The organism is Butyrivibrio sp. XPD2006, assembly GCF_000420865.1.
Classification (GTDB): domain Bacteria; phylum Bacillota; class Clostridia; order Lachnospirales; family Lachnospiraceae; genus Butyrivibrio.
Genome location: NZ_ATVT01000001.1, coordinates 311,247 through 337,902 on the forward strand (window position 1 = coordinate 311,247; position 26,656 = coordinate 337,902).

Below are 26,656 nucleotides of genomic sequence, written 5' to 3' on the forward strand. Positions count from 1 at the left end.
TTTTGTCCATAAGATACGGGGGTAATGCTTTGGGGAAAAGAGAATTACAGGAAAGCGTAATTGAACTTAAGGGAATAGGCGAAAAGACCGGTAAGCTCTTTAATAAGATCGGCGTCAATACACTGGGAGATCTTCTCTATTATTTCCCCAGAGGATATGATCTGTTTGAGGAACCCAGAAGGGCCTGCGACCTTAAAGAAAATATTATATGCGCTTGTAAGCTAACAATAATCGGATCTGTAACAAGGCGTCATGTAAGGAACCTGTCTATAGTTGCTTTTGAAGCAGCTGATGAAACGGGTCGTGTAAAGATGACTTTCTTTAATGCGCCTTATCTTGTGAATTCCATTAAATCGGGAAGTACATATATTTTCAGAGGAGTAGTAAGGCGTAAGGGAAATTTCTTTTCAATGGATCACCCCAAAATGTACAAGGTGGAAGAGTATGCGCCTCTCATTGGGAGCCTTCAGCCAAGATACCCCCTTACTAAGGGGTTGTCCAATAATACTGTTATGAAGGCTGTGGATAAGGCCTTTATAAGTGCGGGCGGACTTGAGGAGTTTATGCCTTATGAAATTCTTGAAAGGCTTCATCTTATTGGATATCTTGAAGCACTCAGGAAGATTCATTTTCCTAAAAATGCGGATGAGCTTGAAAATGCGAGAAGGAGACTTGCGTATAACGAATTTCTTGTATTTGTTTTAAAACTCAGACTTCTTAAGCAGAATTCAGAGGAAATAAAAAACAATTATCCCATGATAGAAGTGGCTGATACCACAAGGCTTCTTGAACAGCTTCCTTACAGACTTACCGGAGCACAGCTCAGGGCATGGGAAGATATCAAAAGAGATCTTGAGAGCGACCATGTTATGAACCGTCTTATTCAGGGAGATGTTGGTTCGGGTAAGACTGTTTTGGCACTTCTTTCGCTCATAACAGCTGCAGCAAACGGATATCAGGGTGCGCTTATGGCGCCTACTGAGGTTTTGGCTGCACAGCACTTTGAGAGCTTTAAAAGCCTTATAAAGAAATATGACATTAAATGCCTGAAGGTAGCTCTTTTGACAGGAGCTTTATCTGCCAAGGATAAGAAAGAAGTACAAAGGCAGATTTCAGAGGGTGAAGTTAACTGTATCATAGGCACAAATGCTCTGATACAGGATAAGGTAATCTACAAGAATCTTGCACTTGTTATCACTGACGAACAGCATCGATTCGGTGTCAGACAGCGCGGAACGTTTGCCGGGAAAGGTGAGGGGACTCATGTGCTTGCAATGAGTGCAACGCCCATTCCGAGAACACTTGCAATCATACTATACGGAGACCTTAGTATCTCAATAGTTGACGAACTTCCGGGAGGAAGAAAACCAATCAAGAATTGTGTCGTTGGCACGGGATACAGACCTACAGCATATAAATTTATTGCAGATCAGGTTGCTTCAGGCAGCCAGGTCTATGTTATATGCCCGATGATCGAGGAGGGAGAGCTTGACGGTGTTGAGAATGTAGTAAGCTACACTCAGATGCTGCGAGCAACTCTGCCGGAATCCGTTAATATTGAAATGTTGCATGGCAAGATGAAGCCTGCTCAGAAAGATGCCATAATGGAGGCTTTTGCGAGAAAAGATATCGATGTTTTGGTGTCTACAACTGTAATTGAGGTAGGTATCAATGTTCCGAATGCCACCGTTATGATGATTGAAAACTCAGAGAGATTCGGACTTTCACAGCTTCATCAGCTACGAGGCAGAGTTGGAAGAGGCGAGAAACAGTCATACTGTATCTTTATCAATTCTTCAGACGATGAAGATGCTGCAAAGAGGCTTGATATCATGAACAGATCGAATGACGGATTTGTTATCGCAGAAGTAGACCTCAAACAAAGAGGTCCGGGAGATCTTTTCGGTGTGAGACAGTCAGGTGAGCTTTGCTTTAAAGTCGGCGATATTTATCATGACAGTGATCTTGTACGGGAATCTGCTATGGATGCTGACAGAATTTTGTCTACAGATCCTGATTTGCTTCTTCCACAACATAATGTACTTAAGGAGCTGGTAAGCACAAAATCTGCAAATTTTGTTGACTTTACCACTTTATAAAAGTAAGATATTTTTAGTAAATAAGGTAGAAAATAGGAGGAGTGTTGGCATTTGCCAGCCAATCATATGTCTAAGATTGCTATTATTACTGACAGTAACAGTGGTATTACCCAAAAAGAGGCTGATAAACTCGGTATTTTCGTTGTGCCTATGCCATTTATGATAAATGGTGAAGACTTCTTTGAGGATATCAACTTAACCCAGGGCCAGTTCTATGAGAAGCTTGCTGAGGATGCGACGGTTTCAACCAGTCAGCCTACGCCTGAATCTCTTTTAACACTGTGGGACAAAGTTCTTAAGGATTATGATCAGATAATCTACATTCCGATGAGCAGCGGACTTTCGGGTTCATGTCAGAGTGCGTATATGCTTGCTCAGGAGGAATATGAGGGCAAGGTCTTTGTAATAGACAACCAGAGGATTTCCGTAACTCAGAGGCAATCTGCACTTGATGCCAAGGCTATGGCAGATGCTGGTTACACTGCAGAGCAGATCAAGGATAAACTTATTGAGACAAAGATGGATGCCAGTATCTATATTATGCTGGACACTCTTTATTATCTCAAAAAGGGAGGAAGAATAACTCCTGCAGCAGCTGCTCTGGGAACACTTTTAAGATTAAAACCCGTACTTCAGATCCAGGGTGAGAAGCTTGATGCTTTTGCCAAAGCAAGAACTACTGCTCAGGGAAAGAGCATCATGATAAATGCCATCAAGGCGGATATTGAGAACAGATTCGGAGGTATGGAGGCCGGAGACTTTATCATTGCCGGAGCTTATACCAACAATCTTGAAGCTGCCATGGAATGGAAAAAAGAGGTAGAAGCTGCCTTTCCGGGACATGAGATGCACATGGATCCGCTGTCACTGTCTGTCGGATGCCACATCGGACCGGGAGCACTGGCTGTTACAGTGTCCAAAAAGCTTCACGTATGAAAAAGTAATTTATTGAATTAAAGGGGTTATTTTTAATGACTATGCAAGATTATGGAGCTTCCAGCATTACAGTCCTTGAGGGACTTGAGGCGGTGCGTAAGCGCCCCGGAATGTATATCGGAAGCGTAACAACCAGGGGACTTAATCATCTTGTATATGAGATTGTCGACAATGCTGTCGACGAGCATCTCGCAGGGTATTGTTCCAGAATAACGGTGACTTTGGAAGCGGACGGCAGCGCGACTGTAGAAGATAACGGTCGAGGAATTCCTGTGGGAATGCATGCCAAGGGCTTTACCGCAGAGCGTGTTGTTCTCACGATGCTTCATGCAGGTGGTAAATTCGATAACAATTCTTATAAGACCAGCGGAGGCTTACACGGTGTAGGTTCCTCCGTTGTTAACGCGCTTTCCACATGGCTTAAAGTCAGAGTAAAGAGGGAAGGCTATATCTATGAGGATGCCTATGAGAGAGGCATTCCTACAGTCAAGCTGGAGAACGGTCTTTTACCTACCGTAGGTACGACCAAAGAAACGGGAACGACCATCAGCTTTCTTCCGGATGATACCATATTTGAAAAGACAAGATTCAGAGAGGACGATATCAAGTCAAGGCTTCATGAGACTGCATATCTTAACCCTGAGCTTACTATTGTCTTTGTGGATAAAAGACCCGGAGTCGAGGAGTATATTGAATTCCATGAACCCGACGGAATAACCGGCTTTATCAAGGACATGAACAAGTCCAAGGAAGCTGTCTGTGATGTTATCTCTTTTAACGGAGAGAGCGAAGGCGTTGAGGTTGAGGTTGCATTCCAGTATGTCAACGAATTCCATGAAGAAGTACTGGGCTTTTGCAACAACATCTACAATGCTGAAGGCGGTACTCATCTTACCGGCTTCAAGACAATGTTTACAAATATCATAAATCAGTATGCGAGAGAGCTTGGAATCCTCAAAGATAAAGATGTCAACTTTACCGGTACGGATGTCAGAAACGGAATGACAGCCGTTGTTTCAATCAAGCATCCGGATCCTAGATTTGAGGGACAGACTAAGACTAAGCTCGATAACCAGGATGCTGCCAAAATCGTATCAAAGATAACGGGTGATGAAGTAACAAGGTTCTTTGACAGAAATATTGAAACTCTGAAGTCAATTATCGGATGTGCCGAGAAGGCAGCCAAGATCAGAAAAACTGAAGAGAAAGCCAAGACCAACATGCTTACCAAGCAGAAGTATTCATTTGATTCAAACGGTAAGCTTGCAAACTGCATAAGCAAGGACTCATCCAAGTGCGAGATATTTATCGTAGAGGGAGATTCTGCCGGCGGTAGTGCCAAGATGGCCAGAGATCGTAATTATCAGGCAATACTTCCGATCAGAGGTAAGATCCTCAATGTTGAGAAGGCCAGTATCGACAAAGTCCTTGCCAATGCCGAGATCAAGACCATGATCAATGCTTTCGGTTGTGGATTCTCTGAAGGATATGGCAATGACTTTGATATAAACAAGCTTCGCTATGACAAGATCATTATCATGGCTGATGCCGACGTTGACGGTGAGCATATTTCAACGCTGCTTCTTACTCTTTTCTACAGATTTATGCCTGAGCTTATATATCAGGGACATGTGTATCTTGCAATGCCTCCTCTTTATAAGGCACTTCCGAGTAAGGGCAAGGAAGAGTATCTCTATGACGATGTGGCTCTTGCCAAATACAGGAATGCACACAAGGGTAAATCCTTTACTTTGCAGAGATACAAGGGTCTCGGAGAAATGGATCCCGAACAGCTCTGGGAGACAACACTTGATCCCGAGAGAAGGCTTCTCAAGCTTGTTGAGATCGAGGATGCCAAGATGGCTTCACAGATGACCGAGCTGCTCATGGGCGTTGATGTTCCGCCTAGAAGAGAATTTATACATCTGCATGCAACTGATGCGGAGCTTGATATTTAAGGATGGATATAAATGGAAGACAGAATTATCAGAACTGAATATTCCGAGGTCATGCAAAAGTCTTTTATCGACTATGCAATGAGCGTTATTGTAGCCCGTGCACTTCCGGATATCAGAGACGGACTTAAACCCGTTCAGAGAAGAACTCTCTACGATATGTATGAACTGGGTATCAGATATGACAGACCATACAGAAAGAGCGCAAGAATAGTCGGCGATACAATGGGTAAATATCATCCGCACGGCGACAGCTCAATCTATGATTGTCTTGTTGTTATGACGCAGGATTTTAAAAAGGCCATTCCTCTTGTTGACGGTCACGGAAACTTCGGAAACATAGAAGGCGATGGCGCTGCTGCCATGCGTTACACAGAAGCACGACTTGCAAAGGTTACCCAGGAGAATTTCCTTGAGGACTTAAACCTTAATGTCGTTGATTTTCTTCCAAATTTTGATGAGACAGAGAAAGAGCCATCGGTCCTTCCTGTCAAGATTCCCAATTTCCTTATAAACGGAAGTGAAGGTATCGCAGTAGGTATGGCTACCAGCACACCTCCTCATAACCTTGCGGAAGTAATCGATGCTGAGATCGCTTATATTCAGAATGACTCTCTTACAACCAAAGAGCTGATGAAGTATATAAAGGGTCCTGATTTCCCTACAGGCGGTATTGTCATCAATAAAGATGAACTTGCTGAGATTTATGAGACAGGAACAGGTAAGATCAGGATCAGAGGTAAGGTTGAGACTGAGAAGGGCAAAAACGGACATATTAATCTTGTAATCACTGAGATTCCTTATACAATGATCGGAGCCGGCATTGGCAAGTTTATGGCTGATGTGGCGGAGCTTGCTGAGAAGAAGATCACAAACGATATTGTTGATATTTCAAACCAGTCCTCCAAAGAGGGAATCAGAATTGTAATAGAGCTCAAAAAGGATACTGATGTAGAGAACTTTACAAACCTTCTCTACAAAAAGACCAAGCTTGAGGACACGTTTGGCGTTAACATGCTTGCAATTGATAACGGTCGTCCCGAGACAATGTCATTAAAGGAGATCATGCGTGCCTGTGCGGATTTCCAGTTTGAGATAGCAACAAGAAAATATCAGACACTTCTTAAAAAGGAGCAGGACAAGAAAGAGATTCAGGAAGGTCTTATAAAGGCCTGCAACGTTATTGATCTTGTTATTGAGATACTCAGAGGCTCTAAGGACAGAGCAATGGCCAAGGACTGCCTTGTTAACGGCAATACAGAAGGAATCAATTTTAAATCAAGAGAATCCAAGGCTATGGCAGCCCAGCTTCTTTTCACAGAAGCACAGGCTGATGCCATCCTTGAGATGAGACTGTATAAGCTCATCGGTCTTGAACTCGAAGCTCTTATCAAAGAACACGAGGAGACAGTTGCCAATATTTACAGATATGAGGACATTCTTGAAAGTCACGAGTCAATGTCAATGGTGATCCAGAATGAGCTTGTTGCGATCAAGAAGGAGTATCATAAGGCTAGAAAGACTGTCATTGACAACAGAGAGAGCGCAGTTTACGAAGAAAAGCCTGTAGAAGAAATGGATGTGGCATTTATCATGGACAGATTCGGATATGCCAAAACCATCGATGCTTCTACATATGAGAAAAATAAGGAGACAATACAGGCTGAGTTTAAGTATTCATTCATCATGAAGAATACCGGCAAGATCTGTTTCTTTACAAATACAGGAAACCTTCATACCGTCAAGGCTATGGATCTTCCTCAGGGCAAGATGAGAGATAAAGGTATTCCTATCGACAATGTAAGCAATTTTGATACATCCAAGGAAACCATAATCATGGCGTCAAGTCAGTCTGATCTCAATCTCTACAGACTGCTCTTTACAACCAAGAATGCCATGATGAAGGTTGTCGACGGCGGAGAGTTTGATGTATCAAAGAGAACAGTTGCTGCCACTAAGCTTATGGATAACGATGAAGTGGTCAGCGTAGAAGTGATCAGGACGCAGAAGACTCTTGTACTTCGCACCAATGACGGATATTTCCTCAGGTTCCTGATTGATACCGTACCTGAGAAAAAGAAAGCAGCTGTCGGTGTAAGGGGTATGAGACTTACCAAGAATGACTATATTAGAGATGTATTCTTCTTAAATGACATGGAAGAGAGAAGTATAGAACACAACGGCAAGGAGCTTCATCTCGGACACCTAAAGATCACAAGCAGAGATACAAAAGGAACAAAGGTAAGATTATGAGAGTAATTGCAGGATCTGCCAGGAGACTTAGACTTGTAACTCCTGAAGGAAATGACACAAGACCAACGCAGGACAGGATAAAAGAGACTCTTTTTAACATGATCCAGAATCAGGTTCCGGGATCTGTATTTGTTGACCTGTTCGCCGGAAGCGGAGGAATCGGAATAGAGGCACTCTCAAGAGGTGCAAGCAGAGCTTATTTTGTAGAGAATGCAATGAGTGCATACAAATGCATTCTGCAGAATTTAAAGACAACACATTTTGAGGAGAGTGCAACTGTGCTCAAACAGGATGTTGTCCTGGCACTGCGCAGCATCAAGGAAAGTGAAGTTGATATTATCTTCATAGACCCTCCGTATCAGGGTGAGCTGTATGAGAGAACACTCTCTCAGCTTTCGCAGATGAGCTATGTAACCGAGAACACAATGATCATTGTCGAGAGCGACAAAAACTATGATTTCTCTTTTGCGGACGACTATGGATTTGAAGTCAGAAGAGAAAAAGAATATAAGACCAATAAACATGTATTCCTTTACAGAAAGGCTAAGTGTGTATGAAGACTGCTGTATATCCCGGAAGTTTTGATCCGGTGACACTTGGACATTTGGATATTATCAAGCGCGCATCGGCCATGTTTGATGAAGTGATCGTTGCTGTAATGACCAATTCGACCAAATCTCCATTGTTTACCCTTGATGAACGTGTTAAAATGTTAAAAGAATCTGTGAAAGACCTGCCAAATGTGAAAATCGAGTCTTTTGACGGACTTCTTATAGATTATTGCAAACAGAATCAGATACATATTATTATACGTGGTCTTCGTGCTGTAACTGATTTTGAGTATGAACTTCAGATTTCACAGATCAACAGAGAATTATCACATCATGAGGTGGATACCGTATTTCTTACAACGAGCCTTGAATACTCATATCTGAGCAGTTCTGTTGTAAAAGAGATCGCAAGCTATAATGGGGATATTACACCTTGCGTTTCAGATTTTGTTGGCGAAGAGCTGTACAAAAAATACGGATATAAATAAAGTCGGGGGTATTTATCATGACAAGCAGAATAGAACAGCTTATTGATGAGATCGAGACATATATTGATAATTGCAAACCACAGCCTTTATCTCAGACTAAGATCATTGTCAATAAAGAGGAGATCGACGAGCTTTTAAGAGAGCTTAGAAGCAAGACTCCTGAAGAGATCAAGAGATATCAGAAGATAATCAGCAACAAGGAAGCTATTTTAAATGATGCCCGTAAGAAAGCTCAGGAGCTTATTGACGAGGCAACAGCACACACCAACGAGCTTATCAACGAGCATGAGATCATGCAGCAGGCGTATGCTCAGGCCAATGAAGTTATTTCACAGGCTGCTGCCCAGGCCAAGGATATCCTTGACAAAGCAACAATAGAAGCCAACGAAATGAAGGCAGCTGCTGTGCAGTACACAGATCAGCTTCTTGAGAATGTGGATTCCATTATCAATCAGTCTATTGATGCTACAAGCAAAAACAACGACGAGATCATCGAGTCAGTCAAGCAGAACAGCATCAACATTGTAAAAGAGGTAACTCAGAGCAATGACAGCATTCTCTCAGCACTTACACAGTACAGTGAGATAATCAAGTCTAACAGAGCAGACCTTCGTCCTCCTGTTAGCGGTTCTTCCGGTGCAAATGCTGCTACAACAGAGGATCAGGTTGGCGGAGCTTCAAATGATGGAAGTTTAAATCTTGATATGCTTAATTAAGTAGCGATTACTAAGAGCTGCCGCATTTTTGCGACAGCTTTTTATCTTTATACGACTCGGGGGTATTTGGATGAAAAGAAGTATTGCGTATGTATTTACCTTTATCATGGTATTTTTGACAGTGCTTGGAGCTGCTTCCACAAAGTCTTTTGCTGCACCTAAAAATGTAGTTGTAGTGATAGATCCCGGACATGGCGGCGAGGGGGACAGAAATCTGGGAGCACAGTACAACGGACTGTCAGAAAAAGAGCTGACTCTGAGAGTGGCAAATGCTCTAAAGGCTGAACTTGAGAAATACGACGGGATTACTGTTTATACCACAAGGACTACAGATACTGCAATATCGCTGGAGGACAGAGCTGCTTACGCCAAGAGTGTCGGTGCTGATTTCGTGTTCAGTATTCACTTTAATGCATCCGGTGACCATGCATTCTACGGTTCAGAAGTATGGACCTCAACCTTCGGCAATTATTATGTGGCAGGCTCTGAGTTTGGCAATATTGTACAGTCACAGTGGAATGAACTTGGCCTTTATCAGAAAGGCGTTAAAACAAGAATAGGATCATCCGGAAAAGATTATTACGGAATAATAAGAGCCTGCGTAGCCAGGAATATGCCCTGCGTAATAATGGAGCATGCATACCTTGACCACGGATATGACGTTTCCAAGATCAAAGAAGGAGATTTTATCAATAAACTTGCTGTAGCAGATGCTACGGCGATTGCCAAGTACTTCAAGCTTAAGTCATCTATTACGGGAGCTGATTATTCAGGATTTAAGTACGCATCTGTCAAAAAGCCGGGAAGAGTTCTTTATCAGGATGAGACAGGACCTGAGAAATGTGAGATAAAGGTCCTTAATTATGATATTTCCAGTGGAAATGTTCTTGTGGAGATGTCTACCAGGGATTCACAGAGCCCTGTAATATACTTTACGTACAGCTATGACGGAGGCAAGAGCTTTAACATATTGCAGATGTGGGACAGAACCAAAGAAACACAATCCTTTAATGTTAAAGTCCCGAGTGGAACTGTAAATCCAACTATTGTTTGCGCTTCGTATAACAACTATGAAAAGGGAAGCCTTAGCAATCCTGTTCAGGTAGCGGCAACATTTAATTATTAAAGGTGAGAAGTTGAGATTAGATAAGTTTCTTTCAGAACTCAATATAGGCACAAGAAAGCAGATAAAAGAGTATGTCAAGAACGGACGGTGTACTGTAAACGGTGTTCCGGCAGCTAAAGCTGATGTTCACATTGATGAGAACAATGATGAGATAGCATTTGACGGGGTACCTCTTAGATACAGTAAGTTCCATTACTATCTCCTGAATAAGCCTGCAGGCGTCGTATCAGCAACAAGAGATGGAAGAAATGAGACAGTTCTGGATCTTCTGGCAGGAGAAAACATAAAAGGGCTTTCTCCCTGCGGAAGGCTTGATATTGATACAGAGGGACTGCTTCTTTTAACCGATGATGGGGATCTGATCCATAAGCTGTTATCTCCCAAGAAGCATGTGGACAAGGTATATGAAGTACATATCAGTAAGCCTTTGAAAGAAACAGACATAGAGAAACTGGAAAACGGTGTCAATATCGGAGATAAAAATGACGACGGAAGTGTTGATTTAACTCTCCCTGCTAAGGTACAGGTGGCAGAAGAGGAAGACGCTGAAGGGAATCCTGTAATTTTCCTTACTATTCATGAAGGACGATTCCATCAGGTGAAGAGGATGCTGGAAGCAGTTGACAATGAGGTTGTTTTCCTTAGGCGTCTTTCCATGGGGAGCCTTAAGCTGGATGATGATCTTAAACCGGGAGACTACAGAGAACTTACCGATCAGGAAATAAACGAATTAAAGAAATAGGATTTTGTATGAAAGATATTAATTTAAACGATTTTGAGGCAGTGATCTTTGATCTTGACGGATCACTTGTTGATTCCATGTGGATGTGGAAGGCTATAGATATAGAGTATCTGGCAGGACATGGAATAGAAGCGCCCAAGACCCTGCAGAAGGATATAGGCGGAAGAAGTTTTGTTGAGACTGCAAGGTATTTTAAGGACAGGTTCAACCTTTCCGATTCTATCGAGAAAATCGGAGACGACTGGAATAAGATGGCTTGGGATAAATATACCAATGAAGTACCTTTAAAAGAAGGTGTTTCGAAGTTTTTGGACCGATGCATGCAAAATGGGATAAAGCTTGGCATTGCATCCAGTAACTCGACAGAACTGATAAATCAGGTCCTTTCTTCTCATGGTATAAAAGACAAGTTCCAGAGCGTCAAATCAGGGACACAGGTAGTCAAGGGTAAGCCTGCACCGGATATTTATCTAACCGTTGCAGAGGAGCTTGGAGCAGAGCCTTCAAGGTGTCTTGTATTTGAAGATCTGGTTGATGGAATTAAAGCTGCCAAAAACGCAGGTATGACCGTTGTTGCTGTCAGTGATGATTACTCAAGGCACAGCGACGATGTGAAGAAGGAACTGGCAGATGACTATATTGAAGATTATTGGGGATATACAGAATAATGAAAAAGTATAAAGGCGACTTTGGTTATATAGCTTACAGAAAGAAGATCACAACCGTAAGGACTGTCATTTGTCTTGCGGCTTCTGTAGGAATATTTTTAATAGGTCTTGCTATCAATGGCACACAGAAAAATGTCTTTTCCATAATAGCAGCGCTGGGATGTCTTCCTACAGGCTGGAGCGCAGTCAATATGATAATGTTTCTCAAGGCCAAGGCCTGCAGTGATGATGCTCACAGGGAAATTGAGGCGCACCGAGGCGGACTTTTAATAAATTACGATCATGTGATCACAAGCTATGACAAGAACTTTAATGTAGCTGCTTCTACAGTACTTGATAAGAATATCTGCTGCTTATGCTCTGATGATGCTGCTGATACAGATGACATAGAGAAACACATCAAAAAAATGATGGCACAGGGCGGATATTCAAATTACAGCATAAAGGTGTTTGACAAGCTCGACAGCTTCTGTTCAAGGCTTGATCAGCTGGAAAAGCTCAGAAGCGACAAGAATATCGATCCACAGGCAATAGAGGATTCATGGGTCCCCGGAACGGCTCAGACAGCTGCGGGAATACTTTTATCTATATCTTTATAGGCGGATGAATGAAAGAGATCATAGTTGGAGAAAACGAACAGGATAAACGCTTTGACAGCTTTCTTAAGGGGTACTTAAAAGAAGCATCCGGTGGCTTTATTTATAAGATGCTGAGAAAAAAGAACATAACCCTTAACGACAAAAAGTCTGATGGCTCGGAGAAGCTAAAAAAAGGAGATGTAATAAAGATCTTCTTTACTGATGATACTTTAAATAAATTCAGAGGTAAGGGCACTTTAAAGGATTCTTTAGAGCCTGAGCTTAAGGCTTATGAGAAGCTTGGAAAGCTTACTGTAATCTACGAGGATGACAATATAGTTCTTGTAGATAAACCGGCGGGAGTTCTGTCACAGAAGGCGCAAAAAGAAGATTACAGCCTGAATGAATGGCTTATCGGCTATCTCCTTGATAAAGGCGATATAACTGTGGATAGCCTTGAAACCTACAGACCATCCATATGCAACAGGCTGGACAGAAACACCAGTGGGATTGTAATATGCGCAAAATCCCTCACAGGAGCCCGTAAGATGAATGAGCTCATCAAGGACAGAAACGTTGGTAAGTTTTACAGAACTCTTGTAAAAGGAAAGATAGATAAGGATTTTTCGCTAAAAGGTTATCTGTCCAAGGATGAGAAAAAGAATAAAGTTGTCATTCTTGATAAGGATCCTCATAATCCGGATTTTTCTTACATCGAAACTGAGTTTCATGTTGTGGGGTATAACAGTGAAAGCTCGCTTACAATGCTAGAAGTTAAGCTTATAACAGGAAAACCGCATCAGATAAGGGCTCATCTTTCAAGTATCGGGCATCCTATCATCGGCGATATTAAATATGGTGGAAGTGCATATAAAAAAATAAACTATCAGCTTCTTCACAGCTACAGACTACAGTTCCCACAAGGCCTTGATGAGCCGTTTTCATCACTTTCGGGAAAAGAGTTTATTGCACCGCTTCCAAAAGAATTCGATATTTTTGAATAAGAGGTATATATGCCTACATGGAAATCTCGTGGACTCAGGGGATCCACGCTTGAAGACATGGTCAACAGAACAAATGAGAGGTACCTTGAACTTGGACTTTGTCTTATTCAGAAAATTCCCACTCCAATTACACCTATAAACATTGAGAAAGAGACAAGACATATAACTCTTGCCTACTTTGATCAGAAATCAACCGTGGACTACATCGGTGCGGTCCAGGGTATTCCTGTATGCTTTGATGCGAAGGAATGTGCCACAACATCTTTTGCGCTGCAAAATATTCATCAGCACCAGGTTAACTTCATGCAAAGCTTTGAGGAGCAGAATGGAGTTGCTTTTTTTCTTATTTATTTTACGTCTCTGGACGAATTCTATTATCTTCCCTACAGAAAACTTCGTATATTCTGGGACAGAGCTCAGGCCGGTGGCAGAAAGAGCTTCAGACATGATGAGCTGGACCTTAAATATGTAATAAAGCCCCACAGGGATCCGGGGCTTCTGATTCCTTTTCTTGACGCCATGCAGATTGACCTTGAAGAGAGGGAATAATTGTTTGACATATTGTTTGATATAATGTAAACTCTTTTCTATGGTAGCGAATTATCGAAGTAGCACTGCGCATTACTAAAGTGAGGTTGACATGAACAAAGTACTATTACATACTCCCGACGGAGTGAGAGATATTTACGGATCTGAATGCAGCGACAGACTCATAATCAGGGACAAAATCCATGAAAAGATGAAGCTTTACGGATATGAAGATATCGATACACCTACATTTGAATTCTTTGACGTATTTGCTCAGGAGATAAATGCAGGTGATGCAAGAGAGCTTTATAAGTTCTTTGACAAGGACGGAAATACAATGGTTCTTCGTCCTGACTTTACTCCATCAATAGCAAGATGCGCATCCAAGGTGATGCTTGAAGATAAGAAGCCTGTAAGAGTTGTTTACCAGGGCAGTACTTTTATGAATACATCCAGTCTGCAGGGGAAGCTCAAGGAGAACTATAATATCGGTGTTGAGTTTTTCCAGGATGATTCTGTATATGCTGATGCTGAGATGATAGCTCTTTTAATAGAATCTCTCTTGAGCTCAGGCCTTAAGGATTTCCAAGTTAGCATCGGAGATGCTGAGTACTACAAGGGAATCTGTGAGGAAGCCGGAATTGATGCTGAAACTGAAGTTATGATAAGAGAGCAGATCGTTCAGAAGAACTATTTTGCTGCTGAGAACATAATGGTTGAACGCAACATCCCTGAAAAGTACAAGAACCTGATCGTAAAGGTGGCAGAATTCATCGGCTCTGACGATGCATTGGATAAGGCTCAGGAACAGGTTTCAAATGAGAGATCTCTAAATGCGATAAAGCGTCTTAAAAGACTTTATCAGGTATTGAAAGAGTATGATGTTACACAGTATGTGTCTTTTGACCTTGGAATGCTGAGTAAATTCAATTATTACACAGGTGTCATTTTTAGTGCGTATACCTATGGTGTAGGCGATGCCATTGCAAAAGGAGGCAGATACAATACACTACTTGGCAAATACGGCCAGGATGCACCGGCAATTGGCTTCGTGATCCTGTTAGATGATCTTATGTCAGCTCTTTACAGGCAGAATGTAGAAATGGAGCATGAGAAGCAGACTGTAATCATGGAGTTTGATGAAGAGAATTTTGGACCGCAGCTTTCAGAGGCTATAAAGATGAGAAAAGATGGCCGGAAGGTTGCACTGGATTACAGAAAGGCATAATGGGTGACAATATGAGATATCTTACATTTGCCCTCGGAAAAGGGCGTCTCGTAAACTCTACCATGGAAATTCTTAATAAATGTGGCATAGAGTGCGAAGAGATTCTGGATAAAAAGACAAGGAAGCTTATTTTTACAAATGAAGAGCTTAAGCTGAAGTTCTTCCTGGCAAAAGGACCGGATGTTCCGACATATGTTGAATACGGCGCTGCTGATATAGGCATTGTTGGAGCTGATACCATTCTTGAAGAGAACAGAAGGGTATATGAGGTTTTGGATCTTGGTTTTGGAAAGTGCAGAATGTGTGTCTGCGGTCCTCATGAGGCAAAAGAGCTTTTGGAACATCGTGAGATGATAAGAGTTGCCAGCAAGTATCCCAACATTGCCAAGGATTATTTCTACAACAAGAAACATCAGACTGTTGATATAATCAAACTTAACGGATCTGTTGAACTGGGACCTATTGTTAATCTGTCAGATGTTATAGTTGATATCGTAGAGACCGGTTCAACGCTTCGTGAGAACGGCCTCGAAGTACTTGAGGAAATCTGTCCTCTTTCTGCAAGGATGATAGTTAATCAGGTAAGTATGCAGATGGAGACTGAACGCATCAGAAAGCTTATAAATGATATTAAGGAGAATCTGGAATAAATGAGAACACTTAAACTTACTGAAGAGACCAAGAAAGAGCTTTTGGGCAACCTTCTTAACAGAAACCCCGGAAGTTACGGAGAGTATGAAGATACAGTTAACGGAATAATAAATGATATTCGTAAAAACGGCGACAAGGCTCTTTTTGAATATACTGAAAAGTTTGACAAATGTGTGATTGATGCTACGAGCATCAGAATAACAAAACAGGAGATTGAAGAGGCGTACAAAGCGCTTGATCCTGAGTTTGTTGAAGTTATGAAGAGAAGCGCTGAGAATATAAGGGCATTCCACGAGAAACAAAAAAGAAACACATGGATAGATACCAAAGAAGATGGAAGCATTCTTGGCCAGAGAATTCTTCCTATAGAGATTTCAGGTGTATATGTTCCGGGCGGAAAGGCTGCCTATCCTTCGAGCGTTCTAATGAATGTAGTTCCTGCAAAGGTGGCAGGTGTTGAGAAAATTGTAATGTGCACACCTCCCGGAAAAGACGGTAAGGTTAATCCCGGAACTTTGGTTGCAGCTGACATAGCAGGTGTTACGGAAGGCTATAAAGTAGGCGGAGCACAGGCGATAGCAGCTATGGCATTCGGAACAGAATCTGTGCCGAAGGTTGATAAGATTACAGGTCCTGGCAATATCTTCGTTGCATTGGCCAAGAAAGCATGTTTTGGACATGTTTCAATTGATTCCATAGCAGGTCCCAGCGAGATACTTGTTCTTGCAGATGAGACGGCCAATGCAAGATATGTGGCTGCGGATCTTTTATCACAGGCTGAACATGATGAAATGGCAAGTGCTATTTTAATAACAACATCCCAGCAGCTTGCAGATAAAGTATCCGAGGAAATAGATGGATTTTTGCAGACTCTTTCAAGAGCGGATATAATAAAGAAGTCATTAGATAACTATGGATATATTTTTGTTGCAGACAATATGGATGATGCGATAGAAGCTGCCAATGCTGTTGCTTCTGAACACCTTGAAATTATAACCGCTAATCCGTATGAGACTATGACAAAAATTAAGAATGCAGGTGCTATTTTCCTTGGGGATTATTCGTCAGAGCCTCTTGGTGATTATTACGCAGGACCGAATCATATTCTTCCTACAAACAGGACAGCAAGGTTCTTTTCACCGCTTTCTGTGGATGATTTTGTTAAGAAAACAAGTATTATCTCATATTCAAGAACTGCTCTTGAAAAGGTACACGGTGATATTGAATTATTCGCCAAGCAGGAAGGACTTACGGCACATGCGAATTCAATCGCTGTGAGATTCGAGTAGGATTATCCGGAATGGTCAATACGACTCGACTGGTCAATGGTATAAAATTACACATGTAATCGTTCCATATGGCATTAAAATTGCAAGTTTACTTTCTAAAACGTATATAAAATGCAAGTTTACATATTGTTTATAATTGAAATTCACAATATTTTGTAAGCTGCATATAAGGAGACACAAGCTATGGAAAAAAGAGTTGCAGAAGTGACACGAAAAACGCAAGAAACTGACATAAAGGTTTCTTTGAATCTTGACGGGTCCGGCACTTCAAACATCACAACCGGTATAGGATTCTTCGATCATATGCTTCAGGGATTTACAAAACATGGCTTTTATGACATGGATGTCACAGTAAATGGCGATCTTCATGTTGATGGTCATCACACTGTTGAAGACACCGGAATCGTGCTTGGACAGGCTATTTCAAAAGCTTTAGGCGATAAAAAGGGGATCAAGCGCTATGGAAGCATGATACTCCCGATGGATGAAACTCTTGTTATGTGTGCTATAGATCTTTGCGGAAGACCATATTTTGTTATGGATGCAGAGTTTAGCGCACCAATGGTCGGGGATTTTGATACACAGCTTGTTAAAGAGTTTTTCTATGCAGTATCTTACTCGGCAGCTATGAACCTTCACATAAAAGTATTAAACGGATCCAACGATCATCACAAGATTGAAGCGATCTTCAAAGCCTTTGCAAAAGCCCTTGATGAAGCATCTATGATCGATCCTAGGATTGAAGGCGTACTCAGTACAAAAGGAGCACTTTGATTATGGGAAATAACGTTAAAAAGATAGTCGGAGCAATTTACCTGAAAAACGGAAGAGCCATGGAAGGTTTTGGGAGTGACAGCGTATGTGATTTTGATGCGGTAAGTGAAGCTGAGCGCCTTTCAAATTCAAATGCTGACGAAATTATAGTCTTTGATCTTTCTCCTGCCGGTGATGACAAAGCTCATGAAGAATCTCTTGATGTGATCAAGGACATCTGTAAGACTGTGGATGTTCCTGTAATCGGTGCAGGCAATGTAAAGAGAATGGAGGACATCAAAAAGCTCCTATACGCCGGTTGTAAAAGAGCTGCTCTGAACTTCTCAAAAGAGGGCAATATTGAGATCCTGAAGGAAGTCTCCGATAAATTTGGAAAAGAAAAAATAGTAGTCTGCTATGAAAACGCAGATACTGTGATTACAAACAAAGATGATGTTTTGAGCTACGCTTCAGAGCTGGTTCTGGTTACAAAAGATCAGGACAAAATTACAGATCCCGGCTTGGGACTTCCTGTAATGGTTGTGTTTGATGCTAAGGAACTGCCTTACAAAGATCATCCGGAAGAGATGTTTTTTAAGTATGGCTTTATTGATGCGGTTTCCGGAACAAACGTCAATGCTAATGCAGAACGTATCAATCAGATAAAAGATCTTTTAACATCAAAGGGGCTTAAGATAAGCGCGTTAGAGCCTGCATTTACCTGGGAACAGCTCAAGAAGAATTCAGACGGTATGGTTCCGGTTATTGTACAGGATTACAGAACAGATCAGGTTCTCATGCTTGCTTATATGAATGAGGAAGCATATAACAATACTCTTCTTACAGGCAAGATGACCTATTACAGCAGAAGCAGGAATGAGCTCTGGGTAAAGGGTGAGACAAGTTCTCATTTCCAGTATGTAAAATCGCTTACTGCAGATTGTGATCTGGATACGATTCTTGCAAAAGTTAAGCAAATCGGAGCTGCATGTCACACCGGAAGCTACTCATGTTTCTTTAATGAGATAGCCAAAAAGGATTATTCCGAGAAGAATCCTCAGAAGGTGCTTGATGCTGTATATGAGGTTATTAAGGACAGAAAGGATAATCCAAGAGAAGGTTCATACACGAACTACCTATACGAAAAAGGTATCGATAAGATCCTGAAGAAGATCGGAGAAGAGGCAACCGAGATGGTTATAGCCGCCAAAAACCCGAACGAAAATGAAGTTATTTACGAAATGAGTGATTTCCTGTATCATATGATGGTCCTCATGGCTGTTAAAAATGTCAGCTGGGAGGATATAACCGACGAACTGTCAAGACGATAAGGAAAGCAATATGAATCATAATTTAGCATTAACAGATGAGGCATTATTGACCATTGAAAAGCCTGAAAGATATATAGGCAACGAGGTCAACAGTGTAATTAAGGATAAGGGGCAGATCGATATTAGATTTGCCTTCTGTTTTCCTGATGTATATGAGATAGGTATGTCTCATCTCGGAATTCAAATTCTTTACGGAATGTTCAACTCCTACAGCGATGTCTGGTGTGAGCGTGTGTATTCACCATGGATGGATATGGATGCTCTCATGAGGGATAAGAACATTCCTCTTTTTGCGCTTGAATCTCAGGATCCTGTCAAGGATTTCGATTTTCTTGGCTTCACAATCCAATATGAGATGTGTTATACAAACATACTCCAGGTACTTGATCTTTCCGGGATTCCGTTAAAGAGCGACGACAGAACATGGGATGATCCCATTGTAATAGGCGGAGGACCATGTACTTACAATCCTGAACCTATAGCTGATTTCTTTGATATTTTCTATATAGGCGAAGGTGAAACGAGGTACAGAGAGCTCTTTGACCTTTATAAGGATACAAAAAAGAAAGGGATAAGCAGAGAGGATTTTCTTCATGAAGCTGCCAAAATCCCGGGTATATATGTTCCTTCGTTCTATGAAGTCAGGTACAAGGGAGATGGGACGATTGATAGCATGAATCCGGTCTTTGATGATATACCAAGGACTATCAAAAAAGAGATGTGCACAGATTTATCTCATGAGTTTTATCCTACAAAACCTGTTGTACCTTACATCAAGATCACACAGGACAGAGTTGTACTTGAGATCATGAGAGGATGCATAAGAGGGTGCAGATTCTGTCAGGCAGGTCAGCTCTATAAGCCGCTGAGAGAAAAGGATGTAGAATATCTTAAGAAGATCGCTATTGAAGCACTTGAGAACACAGGCTATGAGGAAATCTCATTAAGCTCCTTAAGTTCAAGTGATTATTCCAAACTTCCTGAACTTATCGACTTTCTCATAAAGAGCTGCAATGAAAAGAAGATCAATATTTCTCTGCCTTCACTTCGAATTGACGCCTTTTCGCTGGATGTAATGAGCAAGGTTCAGGATGTCAAGAAGAGCTCTCTTACTTTTGCGCCTGAAGCCGGAACTCAGAGGATGAGAGATGTCATCAATAAAGGACTTACTGAGGAAGATATTCTTCGCGGCTCACATGAGGCATTTCTTGGCGGTTGGAATAAGGTTAAGCTTTATTTCATGCTGGGACTTCCAACAGAAACGGATGAGGATATTTACGGAATCGGTGATATCGCAAACAAGGTTGCTGTAGAGTATTTTGAGACTGTACCCAAGGAAAAAAGAGGCGGAAGAACAATAGATATTGTTGCAAGTACATCATTCTTTGTTCCCAAGCCGTTTACACCTTTTCAGTGGGCTCCTATGAATACCAAAGAAGAGTTCCTTGATAAAGCCAACAAGACCAGAAAAGGTATCATGTCACAGCTCAACCAGAAGCATATCAAGTATAACTGGCATGAAGCTGATGCGAGCATGATGGAAGGAATATTTGCAAGAGGTGACAGAAAGCTCTGTGACGTTATTTTAAAGGCGTATGAGAAGGGCTGCGTTTTTGATGCCTGGAGTGAATACTTCAACTTCGAAAAATGGATGGATACATTTAAGGAATGTGGCGTTGATCCGTTCTTTTATACAACAAGACAAAGAGCTGATGATGAGATATTCCCCTGGGATCTCATCGATTGCGGCGTGACCAAGGCGTTTTTGCTTAGAGAATGGAAAAATGCCCTGGCAGGCAAGAAATCAATGAATTGCAGACAAGGATGTTTAGGATGCGGCGCGGCTTCCTATGGAGTCGGAGTTTGCACGGAGAGTAAAGTTAATGCATAAATTACGTTTGAAATTTTCAAAGAACGGCCCGATAAAGTTCATAGGACATTTGGATGTCATGCGTTATTTTCAAAAAGCTATCAGAAGGGCCGGAGTTGATATTAAGTATTCTGAAGGCTTCAGTCCGCATCAGGTGTTATCTTTTGCGCAACCGCTCAGTGTCGGGGCTACAAGTGATGGCGAATATCTCGATATGACTGTTAATTCCATGAACAGCATTCAGGAAGTAATGAACAGCCTTAATTCAGTGATGAATGAAGGCATAAAGATTGTTGCAATTGCTGAACTTGACGAACGCGAAGAAAAAGCTATGACCACTTCCTATGCTGCAAAGTACCATCTGAAATTCAGAGAGAACTCAAAGCCTGATTTTGACTGGGTAAGTGCGATGAAGTCATATCTTGCAAAAGACAATCTTCCCGCGATCAAAAAGACCAAAAGCGGTGAAAAAGATATAGACATGAAGCCTATGATTTTGAAATATGAGTTTGGAGAAGATTGTCTTGATATACTTCTTATGATGAGCAGTAAAGTGACATTAAAGCCAACCTTGCTCTTTGAATACTTCTTCAGATCAATGGGCAGAGAGTTTAACACTGTTTGGCTTGATATACACAGAGTTGATATTTACCGTGATTTTCAAGACGGCGAAAAGACATATATTGAGCCCTTTATACCGGGCGATACTGATGAGAGAATATATTTAAATGACTGATATATTTGTTTCAAACTATGATAAATATCCGATTGTATCCGCGTATATCGATGATAAACTGGAGTTTGTTTCTGTTGTAAGGGATTCGGTTTTAAACGATGTTTATCTGTGCAGAGTAGAGAATATCCTGAAGAATATAAACTCAGCTTTTGTAAGATACGGCGAAGATGAGCATGGATATGTTGCCTTGAAAAATGTTCTTGGGATTACTGTGGTAAACAGACACATTGATTCTCCAAATGAACTCAGGCAGGGTGATGAGATTGTACTACAGGTAGAAGCTGAGCCTGTCAAGCTTAAAAAGGCCAAGCTTTCATCACGTCTGTCGACATCGGGCAAGTTTTGTGCTGTAACTCTTGGCAGAAAAGGAGTTGGAGCATCTCTTAAACTTTCGGAAGATTGCAGAAACAGACTGATCAGCACTTCTAAAAAGTATTATAAAGAGCTGGTTGATGAATACAGAAATACGCTTAATGGCACGGAATTTGGCGTGATAATCAGGACGGATGCGGCAAAGCTTTCCGAAGACGAGTTTGATAACTGCATTAAATCTGATATACAGGACTGCCTTGATCAGCTTATAGGCATTCTGAAAACTGCCGGTACGCGTAAGGTCTTTTCCTGTCTGCACAAGAATGACAGTGCGGATGAAACATATCATACAGATAAGGCCAGAGCCTTTATCAGTACAAGAACGGATGATGAACCGAGACTGATAAGAGAATCAGTGGTTCACAATCTCAAAAAAGACATTGATAAGCTCCTTATGAACAGGGTATGGCTTAAGTCAGGAGCTTTTTTGGTGATCGAACAACTTGAGAGCTTCAATGCAATTGATGTTAATACCGGAAAAGCAATTTCAGGCAAGAATGATGTGACTTTCAAGGTGAATATGGAAGCTGCCGATGAAATATTCAGGCAGATCAGGCTCAGAAACCTGACAGGCATGATACTTATAGATTTTATTAACATGAAGGACAAGGAAGCTGTTCAAAATCTTTGCAATCATGTTAAGGAACTTGCCAGAAAAGAGACTGTACATACAGAATTTGTTGATATAACGGGACTTGGCATAATTGAGCTCACAAGAAACAAAAACGATAAATCATTAAAAGAAATATTACAAAATAATAATCAAACTGTTGACAACATGGAAAATGAATGATAATATATCATGGTATGCCGCTTAACTAGGCCTAAGTGGGTCTATCCCCGCCGAAGTTAGCGAGTTTTTTGAAGAAGGAGGTAACTTATGTACGCAATTATTGTAACTGGTGGTAAGCAGTACAAAGTTTCCGAGGGCGACGAGATCAAGGTAGAGAAGCTTGATGTAGAGCCCGGAAAAGAAGTAACATTTGATAATGTTATTGCAGTAAGCGACGACAAGACACTTAAGGTTGCTGGCGATGTAAGCGGAGCTAAGGTTAGCGCTACAGTTGTTGAGCAGGGACGTGCCAAGAAGGTTGTTGTTTACAAGTACAAGAGAAAGACTGGCTATCACAAGAAGAACGGTCACAGACAGCCATTCACAACTGTTAAGATCGACAAGATCACAATGTAATTTAAGCTGACAGTATACAGATGACGACTATTACAATTTCTAAAGCTTCAGATGGCAGTTATAAATGGATTGAATGCAACGGACATGCAGGATTTGCTGAATACGGTGAAGATATTGTATGTGCTGCAATTTCGGTCCTGACTATCAATACTATCAATTCTGTGGAGAGATTCACAGAAGATAAGATTGTTACGAGCCAGAATGAAGAAAAAGGTATATTGAGATTGGAGTTTGAAGGAGTTCCTTCCAAGGAAGCAGATCTTTTACTGCAGTCCTTTGAACTTGGAGTCACAAGTATATACGAACAGTATGGTAAGAAATTTTTGAACATTAAATTTAGGAGGGAATAAGTCATGATGAATATGAACCTTCAATTTTTTGCTCATAAGAAGGGTGTTGGATCAACCAAGAACGGTAGAGATTCAGAATCCAAGAGACTTGGAGCAAAAAGAGCTGATGGACAATTCGTGAAGGCCGGAAATATTTTATACAGACAGCGTGGAACACACATTCATCCTGGTGTTAATGTAGGAATCGGTAGCGATGACACATTATTTGCACTTGTTGATGGTGTTCTTAGATTTGAGCGCAAGGGCAGAGATAAGAAACAGGCTAGCGTTCATCCTGTAGAGAATAAGTAATTTTTGTTAAGACAGGCTTCAAACTTTTTGTTTGAAGCCTATTTTTAACTTATACTTCTTGAGGTAATAATATGCCAGTATTTGTAGATAAAGCAAAAATCTTTATACAGAGCGGTAAAGGCGGAGACGGACATGTTTCTTTCAGAAGAGAAAAATATGTTCCAAACGGCGGACCTGACGGTGGAGACGGCGGAAAAGGCGGAGATATCATCTTTAAAGTAGATGAGGGTATCAACACACTTTCTGATTTCCATTACGGCGGCAAGTATAAAGCAGAAAATGGTGAAAACGGAAATAAAAGGCGCTGCCATGGAAAAAATGGCGCAGACCTTATCATAAAGGTTCCTGAAGGAACCGTAATAAAAGAAGCAAACAGCGGCAAAGTTATCGCAGACATGAGCGGAGATAATAAAGAGGCTGTCATCTTAAAGGGAGGACGAGGCGGAAACGGCAATATGCATTATGCCACATCAACTATGCAGGCTCCCAAGTATGCACAGCCGGGTCAGTCTGCAATGGAGCTTGAAGTTCTTCTTGAGCTCAAGGTGATTGCCGATGTAGGACTGGTTGGCTTTCCAAATGTGGGCAAATCTACATTCCTTTCAAAGGTATCCAATGCAAAGCCGAAGATTGCCAACTATCATTTCACAACACTTACTCCAATGCTTGGTGTTGTTGATCTTGATGGTGCTAAGGGCTTTGTTGTTGCAGATATCCCAGGCCTTATAGAGGGAGCATCAGACGGAGCAGGCCTTGGCCACGAGTTCTTGAGACATATTGAACGTACACGCATGATGATCCATGTTGTTGATGCTGCTTCAACTGAAGGAAGAGATCCTCTTGAAGACCTGGAAGCGATCAATAAAGAGCTTGCTAATTACAACGCTGATATATCCAAAAAGGTTCAGGTAATTGCGGCGAACAAAGTTGATATGCTTCCTGACGGAGAAGATTCAGAGATAATTCAGAAAATTAAAGATAAGTATGAACCACTTGGAGTGAAAGTGTTTGCAACCTCCACTCTAACTGGAAAAGGCATCAAGGAACTGTTATACTATGTAAGTAGGACCCTTTCTGAAATCGAAGAAAAACCTATTACATTTGAACAGGAATTCTTCCCTGAAGAAATGTCCAGAGAAGCCGATGAAGCATTTTCTGTATACTACGATCAGGATGAAGCCGAATATGTTGTTGAAGGTCCTAAGATTGAGAAAATGCTGGGTTATACAAATCTTGATTCTGAAAAAGGATTTGCATTCTTCCAGAAATTCCTGGCGGACAACGGAATTCTTGACGAACTTGAGAAGCTGCATATAGGTGAAGGTGATACTGTAAGGATGTACGGATTCAGCTTTGAGTATTACAGAAACGCAGATACAGCAGTTCCCGAGAGCGATGACGAAATAGATGAGGATGAAGAATAATGACACTTACAAGTAAACAGAGAGCTTTTTTAAAAGGACTTGCTGCCGATCTTGAGCCTGTATTTCAGATAGGAAAATCCAGTGTTACACCTGAGGTTACAAGCGCGATCACAGAAGCTTTTAATACACATGAGCTCATTAAGATTACAGTTCTTAAGAACTGCCTTGATGATGTCAAGGAAGTTGCCGGTACAGTTGCAGAGAGAACAAGATCCGATCTTGTTCAGGTAATCGGCAGAAAGTTTGTATTATACAAGCCTTTCAAGGATGAACCCAAGATAATCCTTCCTAGGAACAAAAAGTCTGAGTAAAAATATACCATATTGGAGGCTCATTTATGGAATGCAGAAAGATTGGTATACTGGGTGGAACTTTTGATCCAATTCACAATGGACACCTGCTATTAGGAGAATCAGCCAGAGAACAGTTTTCTCTGGACAGAGTAATTTTCATGCCCAACAATCTGGCTCATTTAAAGAACAGATCCGAGATATCAAACGGAGATACCCGTTATCAAATGGTCAAGATGGCTATTGCGGATAATCCGTATTTTACTTGCTCGAGACTTGAAATAGATAAGCCTGAAGGTGTTTATACTATAGACACTATCAATGAACTTAAACTGATGTACCCCGGTGATGAGCTTTATTTGATCTTGGGCGGAGATTCAATAATAGGAATTGATACCTGGTATAAATCTGATGAACTCCTGAAATCATGTATTATTCTTGCAGCTGTCAGAGAGGAAGATGATCTTCCGGCTCTCGACAGAAAGAGAAGGGAACTCAATACAAGATTTGGCGCAGATATAAGGATAATGACCTTTAACAGAATTGATATTTCATCCACAGATATAAGACAGCGCGTCAAGACCGGAAGATCTGTAAGATATCTTTTACCTGATGAATGTATTGAATTTATTTGCATAAAGGGATTATACAGATGAAGATAATTGAGATATCACAGAAATTACGCAAACAGCTTGAGAGTGAATTAAAACCGGACAGATTTGACCATACATTGGGAGTGGCTTATACAGCTGCAAATATGGCTTTCTTGTACGGTGCTGATACAGAAAAAGCGCTTATAGCCGGATATCTGCATGATTGTGCCAAGTGCATGTCTCATGATGAGCAGATAAAGATCTGTGAAAAAAACAATATTGAGATCACAGAAGTAGAGAGAAAGAATCATTCTCTTTTACACGCAAAAGTCGGCATGTATCTTGCAAGAACAAAATACGATATTTATGATACAGAGATTCTCGGAGCCATAAGATGGCATACAACAGGAAGAGAAGATATGACTCTTCTCGAGAAGATCGTGTATATAGCTGATTTTATAGAGCCTAACAGGAAACCTCTTGAGAATATGGCTGAGATCAGAAAAGAGGCATTTACTGATATTGACAGATGCCTTGCGCATATACTTCATGATTCGGTTATTTATCTTAAAACAATAGGCAAGGAAGTTGATGAGGCGACTATGAACGCCTATGAATTCTACAAAAAATTTTACAAATAAAGAA

General features: G+C 41.2%; 28 protein-coding genes. All 28 read left to right on the forward strand.

The features are described 5' to 3' along the window. The first annotated feature begins 29 nt into the window (after positions 1 to 29). The 28 genes from recG (at position 30) to yqeK (ending at position 26,652) form a co-directional block, all read left to right on the forward strand. A complete protein-coding gene (gene recG / locus G590_RS0101430) occupies positions 30 to 2,099 on the forward strand; it encodes an ATP-dependent DNA helicase RecG (protein WP_022763887.1) in 2,070 nt (689 codons plus the stop codon). Between the two features lie 66 nt (positions 2,100 to 2,165). Beyond that, positions 2,166 to 3,035 carry a DegV family protein gene (locus tag G590_RS0101435; RefSeq protein ID WP_022763888.1) on the forward strand — a complete coding sequence of 290 codons (870 nt, stop codon included), beginning with the start codon at positions 2,166 to 2,168 and terminating at the stop codon, positions 3,033 to 3,035. A gap of 35 nt (positions 3,036 to 3,070) precedes the next feature. Then, positions 3,071 to 4,993 carry a DNA gyrase/topoisomerase IV subunit B gene (locus G590_RS0101440; RefSeq protein WP_022763889.1) on the forward strand — a complete coding sequence of 641 codons (1,923 nt, stop codon included), beginning with the start codon at positions 3,071 to 3,073 and terminating at the stop codon, positions 4,991 to 4,993. A 12-nt stretch (positions 4,994 to 5,005) separates the two neighbouring features. After that, the gene (locus G590_RS0101445) at positions 5,006 to 7,243 is read left to right on the forward strand and encodes a DNA gyrase/topoisomerase IV subunit A (RefSeq protein ID WP_022763890.1); all 2,238 of its coding nucleotides are present in this window, start codon (positions 5,006 to 5,008) and stop codon (positions 7,241 to 7,243) included. Further along, on the forward strand, positions 7,240 to 7,800 hold the full coding sequence (gene rsmD, locus G590_RS0101450) for a 16S rRNA (guanine(966)-N(2))-methyltransferase RsmD (RefSeq protein WP_022763891.1): 561 nt from the start codon (positions 7,240 to 7,242) through the stop codon (positions 7,798 to 7,800). Before G590_RS0101445 ends, rsmD begins: the two co-directional genes overlap by 4 nt. Continuing rightward, the gene (coaD, locus tag G590_RS0101455) at positions 7,797 to 8,282 is read left to right on the forward strand and encodes a pantetheine-phosphate adenylyltransferase (protein ID WP_022763892.1); all 486 of its coding nucleotides are present in this window, start codon (positions 7,797 to 7,799) and stop codon (positions 8,280 to 8,282) included. Before rsmD ends, coaD begins: the two co-directional genes overlap by 4 nt. Positions 8,283 to 8,299: 17 nt before the next feature. Further along, positions 8,300 to 8,998, forward strand: coding sequence for a vacuolar family H+-ATPase subunit H (locus G590_RS0101460; protein ID WP_022763893.1), 699 nt, complete (start codon positions 8,300 to 8,302; stop codon positions 8,996 to 8,998). Positions 8,999 to 9,068: 70 nt separating this feature from the next. Further along, a complete protein-coding gene (locus G590_RS0101465) occupies positions 9,069 to 10,124 on the forward strand; it encodes an N-acetylmuramoyl-L-alanine amidase family protein (RefSeq protein WP_022763894.1) in 1,056 nt (351 codons plus the stop codon). A 10-nt stretch (positions 10,125 to 10,134) separates the two neighbouring features. Further along, complete coding sequence (locus G590_RS0101470) at positions 10,135 to 10,866, forward strand: pseudouridine synthase (RefSeq protein ID WP_022763895.1); 732 nt, start codon at positions 10,135 to 10,137, stop codon at positions 10,864 to 10,866. Positions 10,867 to 10,874: 8 nt separating this feature from the next. After that, entirely contained in the window at positions 10,875 to 11,534 is a 660-nt protein-coding gene (locus tag G590_RS0101475) for an HAD family hydrolase (protein WP_022763896.1), read from the forward strand. Then, positions 11,534 to 12,133 (forward strand): hypothetical protein, encoded by a 600-nt coding sequence (locus G590_RS20275; RefSeq protein ID WP_022763897.1) that lies wholly within the window; start codon positions 11,534 to 11,536, stop codon positions 12,131 to 12,133. The genes G590_RS0101475 and G590_RS20275 overlap by 1 nt, the downstream gene beginning before the upstream one ends. Positions 12,134 to 12,141: 8 nt before the next feature. Then, positions 12,142 to 13,116, forward strand: a complete 975-nt coding sequence (locus tag G590_RS0101485) for an RluA family pseudouridine synthase (protein ID WP_022763898.1) — start codon at positions 12,142 to 12,144, stop codon at positions 13,114 to 13,116. 9 nt (positions 13,117 to 13,125) lie between these two features. Further along, on the forward strand, positions 13,126 to 13,665 hold the full coding sequence (locus G590_RS0101490) for a Holliday junction resolvase RecU (RefSeq protein ID WP_022763899.1): 540 nt from the start codon (positions 13,126 to 13,128) through the stop codon (positions 13,663 to 13,665). 91 nt (positions 13,666 to 13,756) lie between these two features. Further along, positions 13,757 to 14,872, forward strand: coding sequence for an ATP phosphoribosyltransferase regulatory subunit (gene hisZ / locus G590_RS18030; protein WP_022763900.1), 1,116 nt, complete (start codon positions 13,757 to 13,759; stop codon positions 14,870 to 14,872). An 11-nt stretch (positions 14,873 to 14,883) separates the two neighbouring features. Then, on the forward strand, positions 14,884 to 15,522 hold the full coding sequence (hisG, locus tag G590_RS0101500) for an ATP phosphoribosyltransferase (RefSeq protein ID WP_022767174.1): 639 nt from the start codon (positions 14,884 to 14,886) through the stop codon (positions 15,520 to 15,522). Further along, positions 15,523 to 16,812: a histidinol dehydrogenase gene (hisD, locus tag G590_RS0101505; protein WP_022763902.1), complete on the forward strand. Its 1,290-nt coding sequence runs from the start codon at positions 15,523 to 15,525 to the stop codon at positions 16,810 to 16,812. It abuts the gene before it with no gap. Between the two features lie 183 nt (positions 16,813 to 16,995). After that, complete coding sequence (gene hisB, locus G590_RS0101510) at positions 16,996 to 17,586, forward strand: imidazoleglycerol-phosphate dehydratase HisB (RefSeq protein ID WP_022763903.1); 591 nt, start codon at positions 16,996 to 16,998, stop codon at positions 17,584 to 17,586. Positions 17,587 to 17,588: 2 nt separating this feature from the next. Continuing rightward, the gene (gene hisIE, locus G590_RS20970; protein ID WP_022763904.1) at positions 17,589 to 18,896 is read left to right on the forward strand and encodes a bifunctional phosphoribosyl-AMP cyclohydrolase/phosphoribosyl-ATP diphosphatase HisIE; all 1,308 of its coding nucleotides are present in this window, start codon (positions 17,589 to 17,591) and stop codon (positions 18,894 to 18,896) included. Between the two features lie 10 nt (positions 18,897 to 18,906). Further along, positions 18,907 to 20,787, forward strand: coding sequence for a TIGR03960 family B12-binding radical SAM protein (locus G590_RS0101520; RefSeq protein WP_022763905.1), 1,881 nt, complete (start codon positions 18,907 to 18,909; stop codon positions 20,785 to 20,787). Next, positions 20,780 to 21,502, forward strand: a complete 723-nt coding sequence (locus tag G590_RS18035; RefSeq protein WP_022763906.1) for a TIGR03936 family radical SAM-associated protein — start codon at positions 20,780 to 20,782, stop codon at positions 21,500 to 21,502. Before G590_RS0101520 ends, G590_RS18035 begins: the two co-directional genes overlap by 8 nt. After that, positions 21,495 to 22,667 (forward strand): ribonuclease E/G, encoded by a 1,173-nt coding sequence (locus G590_RS20285; RefSeq protein WP_022763907.1) that lies wholly within the window; start codon positions 21,495 to 21,497, stop codon positions 22,665 to 22,667. The genes G590_RS18035 and G590_RS20285 overlap by 8 nt, the downstream gene beginning before the upstream one ends. Positions 22,668 to 22,754: 87 nt before the next feature. Further along, positions 22,755 to 23,063: a 50S ribosomal protein L21 gene (gene rplU, locus G590_RS0101535; protein WP_022763908.1), complete on the forward strand. Its 309-nt coding sequence runs from the start codon at positions 22,755 to 22,757 to the stop codon at positions 23,061 to 23,063. Positions 23,064 to 23,083: 20 nt separating this feature from the next. After that, positions 23,084 to 23,413 (forward strand): ribosomal-processing cysteine protease Prp, encoded by a 330-nt coding sequence (locus G590_RS0101540; protein ID WP_022763909.1) that lies wholly within the window; start codon positions 23,084 to 23,086, stop codon positions 23,411 to 23,413. Positions 23,414 to 23,416: 3 nt separating this feature from the next. Further along, positions 23,417 to 23,704 carry a 50S ribosomal protein L27 gene (gene rpmA, locus G590_RS0101545; protein ID WP_013280832.1) on the forward strand — a complete coding sequence of 96 codons (288 nt, stop codon included), beginning with the start codon at positions 23,417 to 23,419 and terminating at the stop codon, positions 23,702 to 23,704. Positions 23,705 to 23,775: 71 nt separating this feature from the next. After that, positions 23,776 to 25,128 carry a GTPase ObgE gene (obgE, locus tag G590_RS0101550; protein WP_022763910.1) on the forward strand — a complete coding sequence of 451 codons (1,353 nt, stop codon included), beginning with the start codon at positions 23,776 to 23,778 and terminating at the stop codon, positions 25,126 to 25,128. Continuing rightward, positions 25,128 to 25,439, forward strand: a complete 312-nt coding sequence (yhbY, locus tag G590_RS0101555; protein ID WP_022763911.1) for a ribosome assembly RNA-binding protein YhbY — start codon at positions 25,128 to 25,130, stop codon at positions 25,437 to 25,439. Before obgE ends, yhbY begins: the two co-directional genes overlap by 1 nt. Before the next feature lie 26 nt (positions 25,440 to 25,465). Further along, positions 25,466 to 26,074, forward strand: a complete 609-nt coding sequence (gene nadD / locus G590_RS0101560) for a nicotinate-nucleotide adenylyltransferase (RefSeq protein WP_022763912.1) — start codon at positions 25,466 to 25,468, stop codon at positions 26,072 to 26,074. Next, positions 26,071 to 26,652: a bis(5'-nucleosyl)-tetraphosphatase (symmetrical) YqeK gene (gene yqeK, locus G590_RS0101565; protein WP_022763913.1), complete on the forward strand. Its 582-nt coding sequence runs from the start codon at positions 26,071 to 26,073 to the stop codon at positions 26,650 to 26,652. The genes nadD and yqeK overlap by 4 nt, the downstream gene beginning before the upstream one ends. Positions 26,653 to 26,656 lie beyond the last annotated feature (4 nt).

Coding starts and splice junctions, on each gene's coding strand:
- G590_RS0101440 (WP_022763889.1), top strand. CDS start 3,071: ATGACTATGCAAGATTATGGAGCTTCCAGCATTACAGTCCTTGAGGGA.
- nadD (WP_022763912.1), top strand. CDS start 25,466: ATGGAATGCAGAAAGATTGGTATACTGGGTGGAACTTTTGATCCAATT.
- coaD (WP_022763892.1), top strand. CDS start 7,797: ATGAAGACTGCTGTATATCCCGGAAGTTTTGATCCGGTGACACTTGGA.
- hisZ (WP_022763900.1), top strand. CDS start 13,757: ATGAACAAAGTACTATTACATACTCCCGACGGAGTGAGAGATATTTAC.
- G590_RS0101485 (WP_022763898.1), top strand. CDS start 12,142: ATGAAAGAGATCATAGTTGGAGAAAACGAACAGGATAAACGCTTTGAC.
- yhbY (WP_022763911.1), top strand. CDS start 25,128: ATGACACTTACAAGTAAACAGAGAGCTTTTTTAAAAGGACTTGCTGCC.
- hisB (WP_022763903.1), top strand. CDS start 16,996: ATGGAAAAAAGAGTTGCAGAAGTGACACGAAAAACGCAAGAAACTGAC.
- hisD (WP_022763902.1), top strand. CDS start 15,523: ATGAGAACACTTAAACTTACTGAAGAGACCAAGAAAGAGCTTTTGGGC.
- G590_RS0101445 (WP_022763890.1), top strand. CDS start 5,006: ATGGAAGACAGAATTATCAGAACTGAATATTCCGAGGTCATGCAAAAG.
- G590_RS0101475 (WP_022763896.1), top strand. CDS start 10,875: ATGAAAGATATTAATTTAAACGATTTTGAGGCAGTGATCTTTGATCTT.
- rsmD (WP_022763891.1), top strand. CDS start 7,240: ATGAGAGTAATTGCAGGATCTGCCAGGAGACTTAGACTTGTAACTCCT.
- G590_RS20285 (WP_022763907.1), top strand. CDS start 21,495: ATGACTGATATATTTGTTTCAAACTATGATAAATATCCGATTGTATCC.
- hisG (WP_022767174.1), top strand. CDS start 14,884: ATGAGATATCTTACATTTGCCCTCGGAAAAGGGCGTCTCGTAAACTCT.
- G590_RS0101520 (WP_022763905.1), top strand. CDS start 18,907: ATGAATCATAATTTAGCATTAACAGATGAGGCATTATTGACCATTGAA.
- G590_RS0101435 (WP_022763888.1), top strand. CDS start 2,166: ATGTCTAAGATTGCTATTATTACTGACAGTAACAGTGGTATTACCCAA.
- G590_RS0101465 (WP_022763894.1), top strand. CDS start 9,069: ATGAAAAGAAGTATTGCGTATGTATTTACCTTTATCATGGTATTTTTG.
- G590_RS20275 (WP_022763897.1), top strand. CDS start 11,534: ATGAAAAAGTATAAAGGCGACTTTGGTTATATAGCTTACAGAAAGAAG.
- obgE (WP_022763910.1), top strand. CDS start 23,776: ATGCCAGTATTTGTAGATAAAGCAAAAATCTTTATACAGAGCGGTAAA.
- G590_RS18035 (WP_022763906.1), top strand. CDS start 20,780: ATGCATAAATTACGTTTGAAATTTTCAAAGAACGGCCCGATAAAGTTC.
- rpmA (WP_013280832.1), top strand. CDS start 23,417: ATGATGAATATGAACCTTCAATTTTTTGCTCATAAGAAGGGTGTTGGA.
- yqeK (WP_022763913.1), top strand. CDS start 26,071: ATGAAGATAATTGAGATATCACAGAAATTACGCAAACAGCTTGAGAGT.
- G590_RS0101540 (WP_022763909.1), top strand. CDS start 23,084: ATGACGACTATTACAATTTCTAAAGCTTCAGATGGCAGTTATAAATGG.
- hisIE (WP_022763904.1), top strand. CDS start 17,589: ATGGGAAATAACGTTAAAAAGATAGTCGGAGCAATTTACCTGAAAAAC.
- rplU (WP_022763908.1), top strand. CDS start 22,755: ATGTACGCAATTATTGTAACTGGTGGTAAGCAGTACAAAGTTTCCGAG.
- G590_RS0101460 (WP_022763893.1), top strand. CDS start 8,300: ATGACAAGCAGAATAGAACAGCTTATTGATGAGATCGAGACATATATT.
- G590_RS0101490 (WP_022763899.1), top strand. CDS start 13,126: ATGCCTACATGGAAATCTCGTGGACTCAGGGGATCCACGCTTGAAGAC.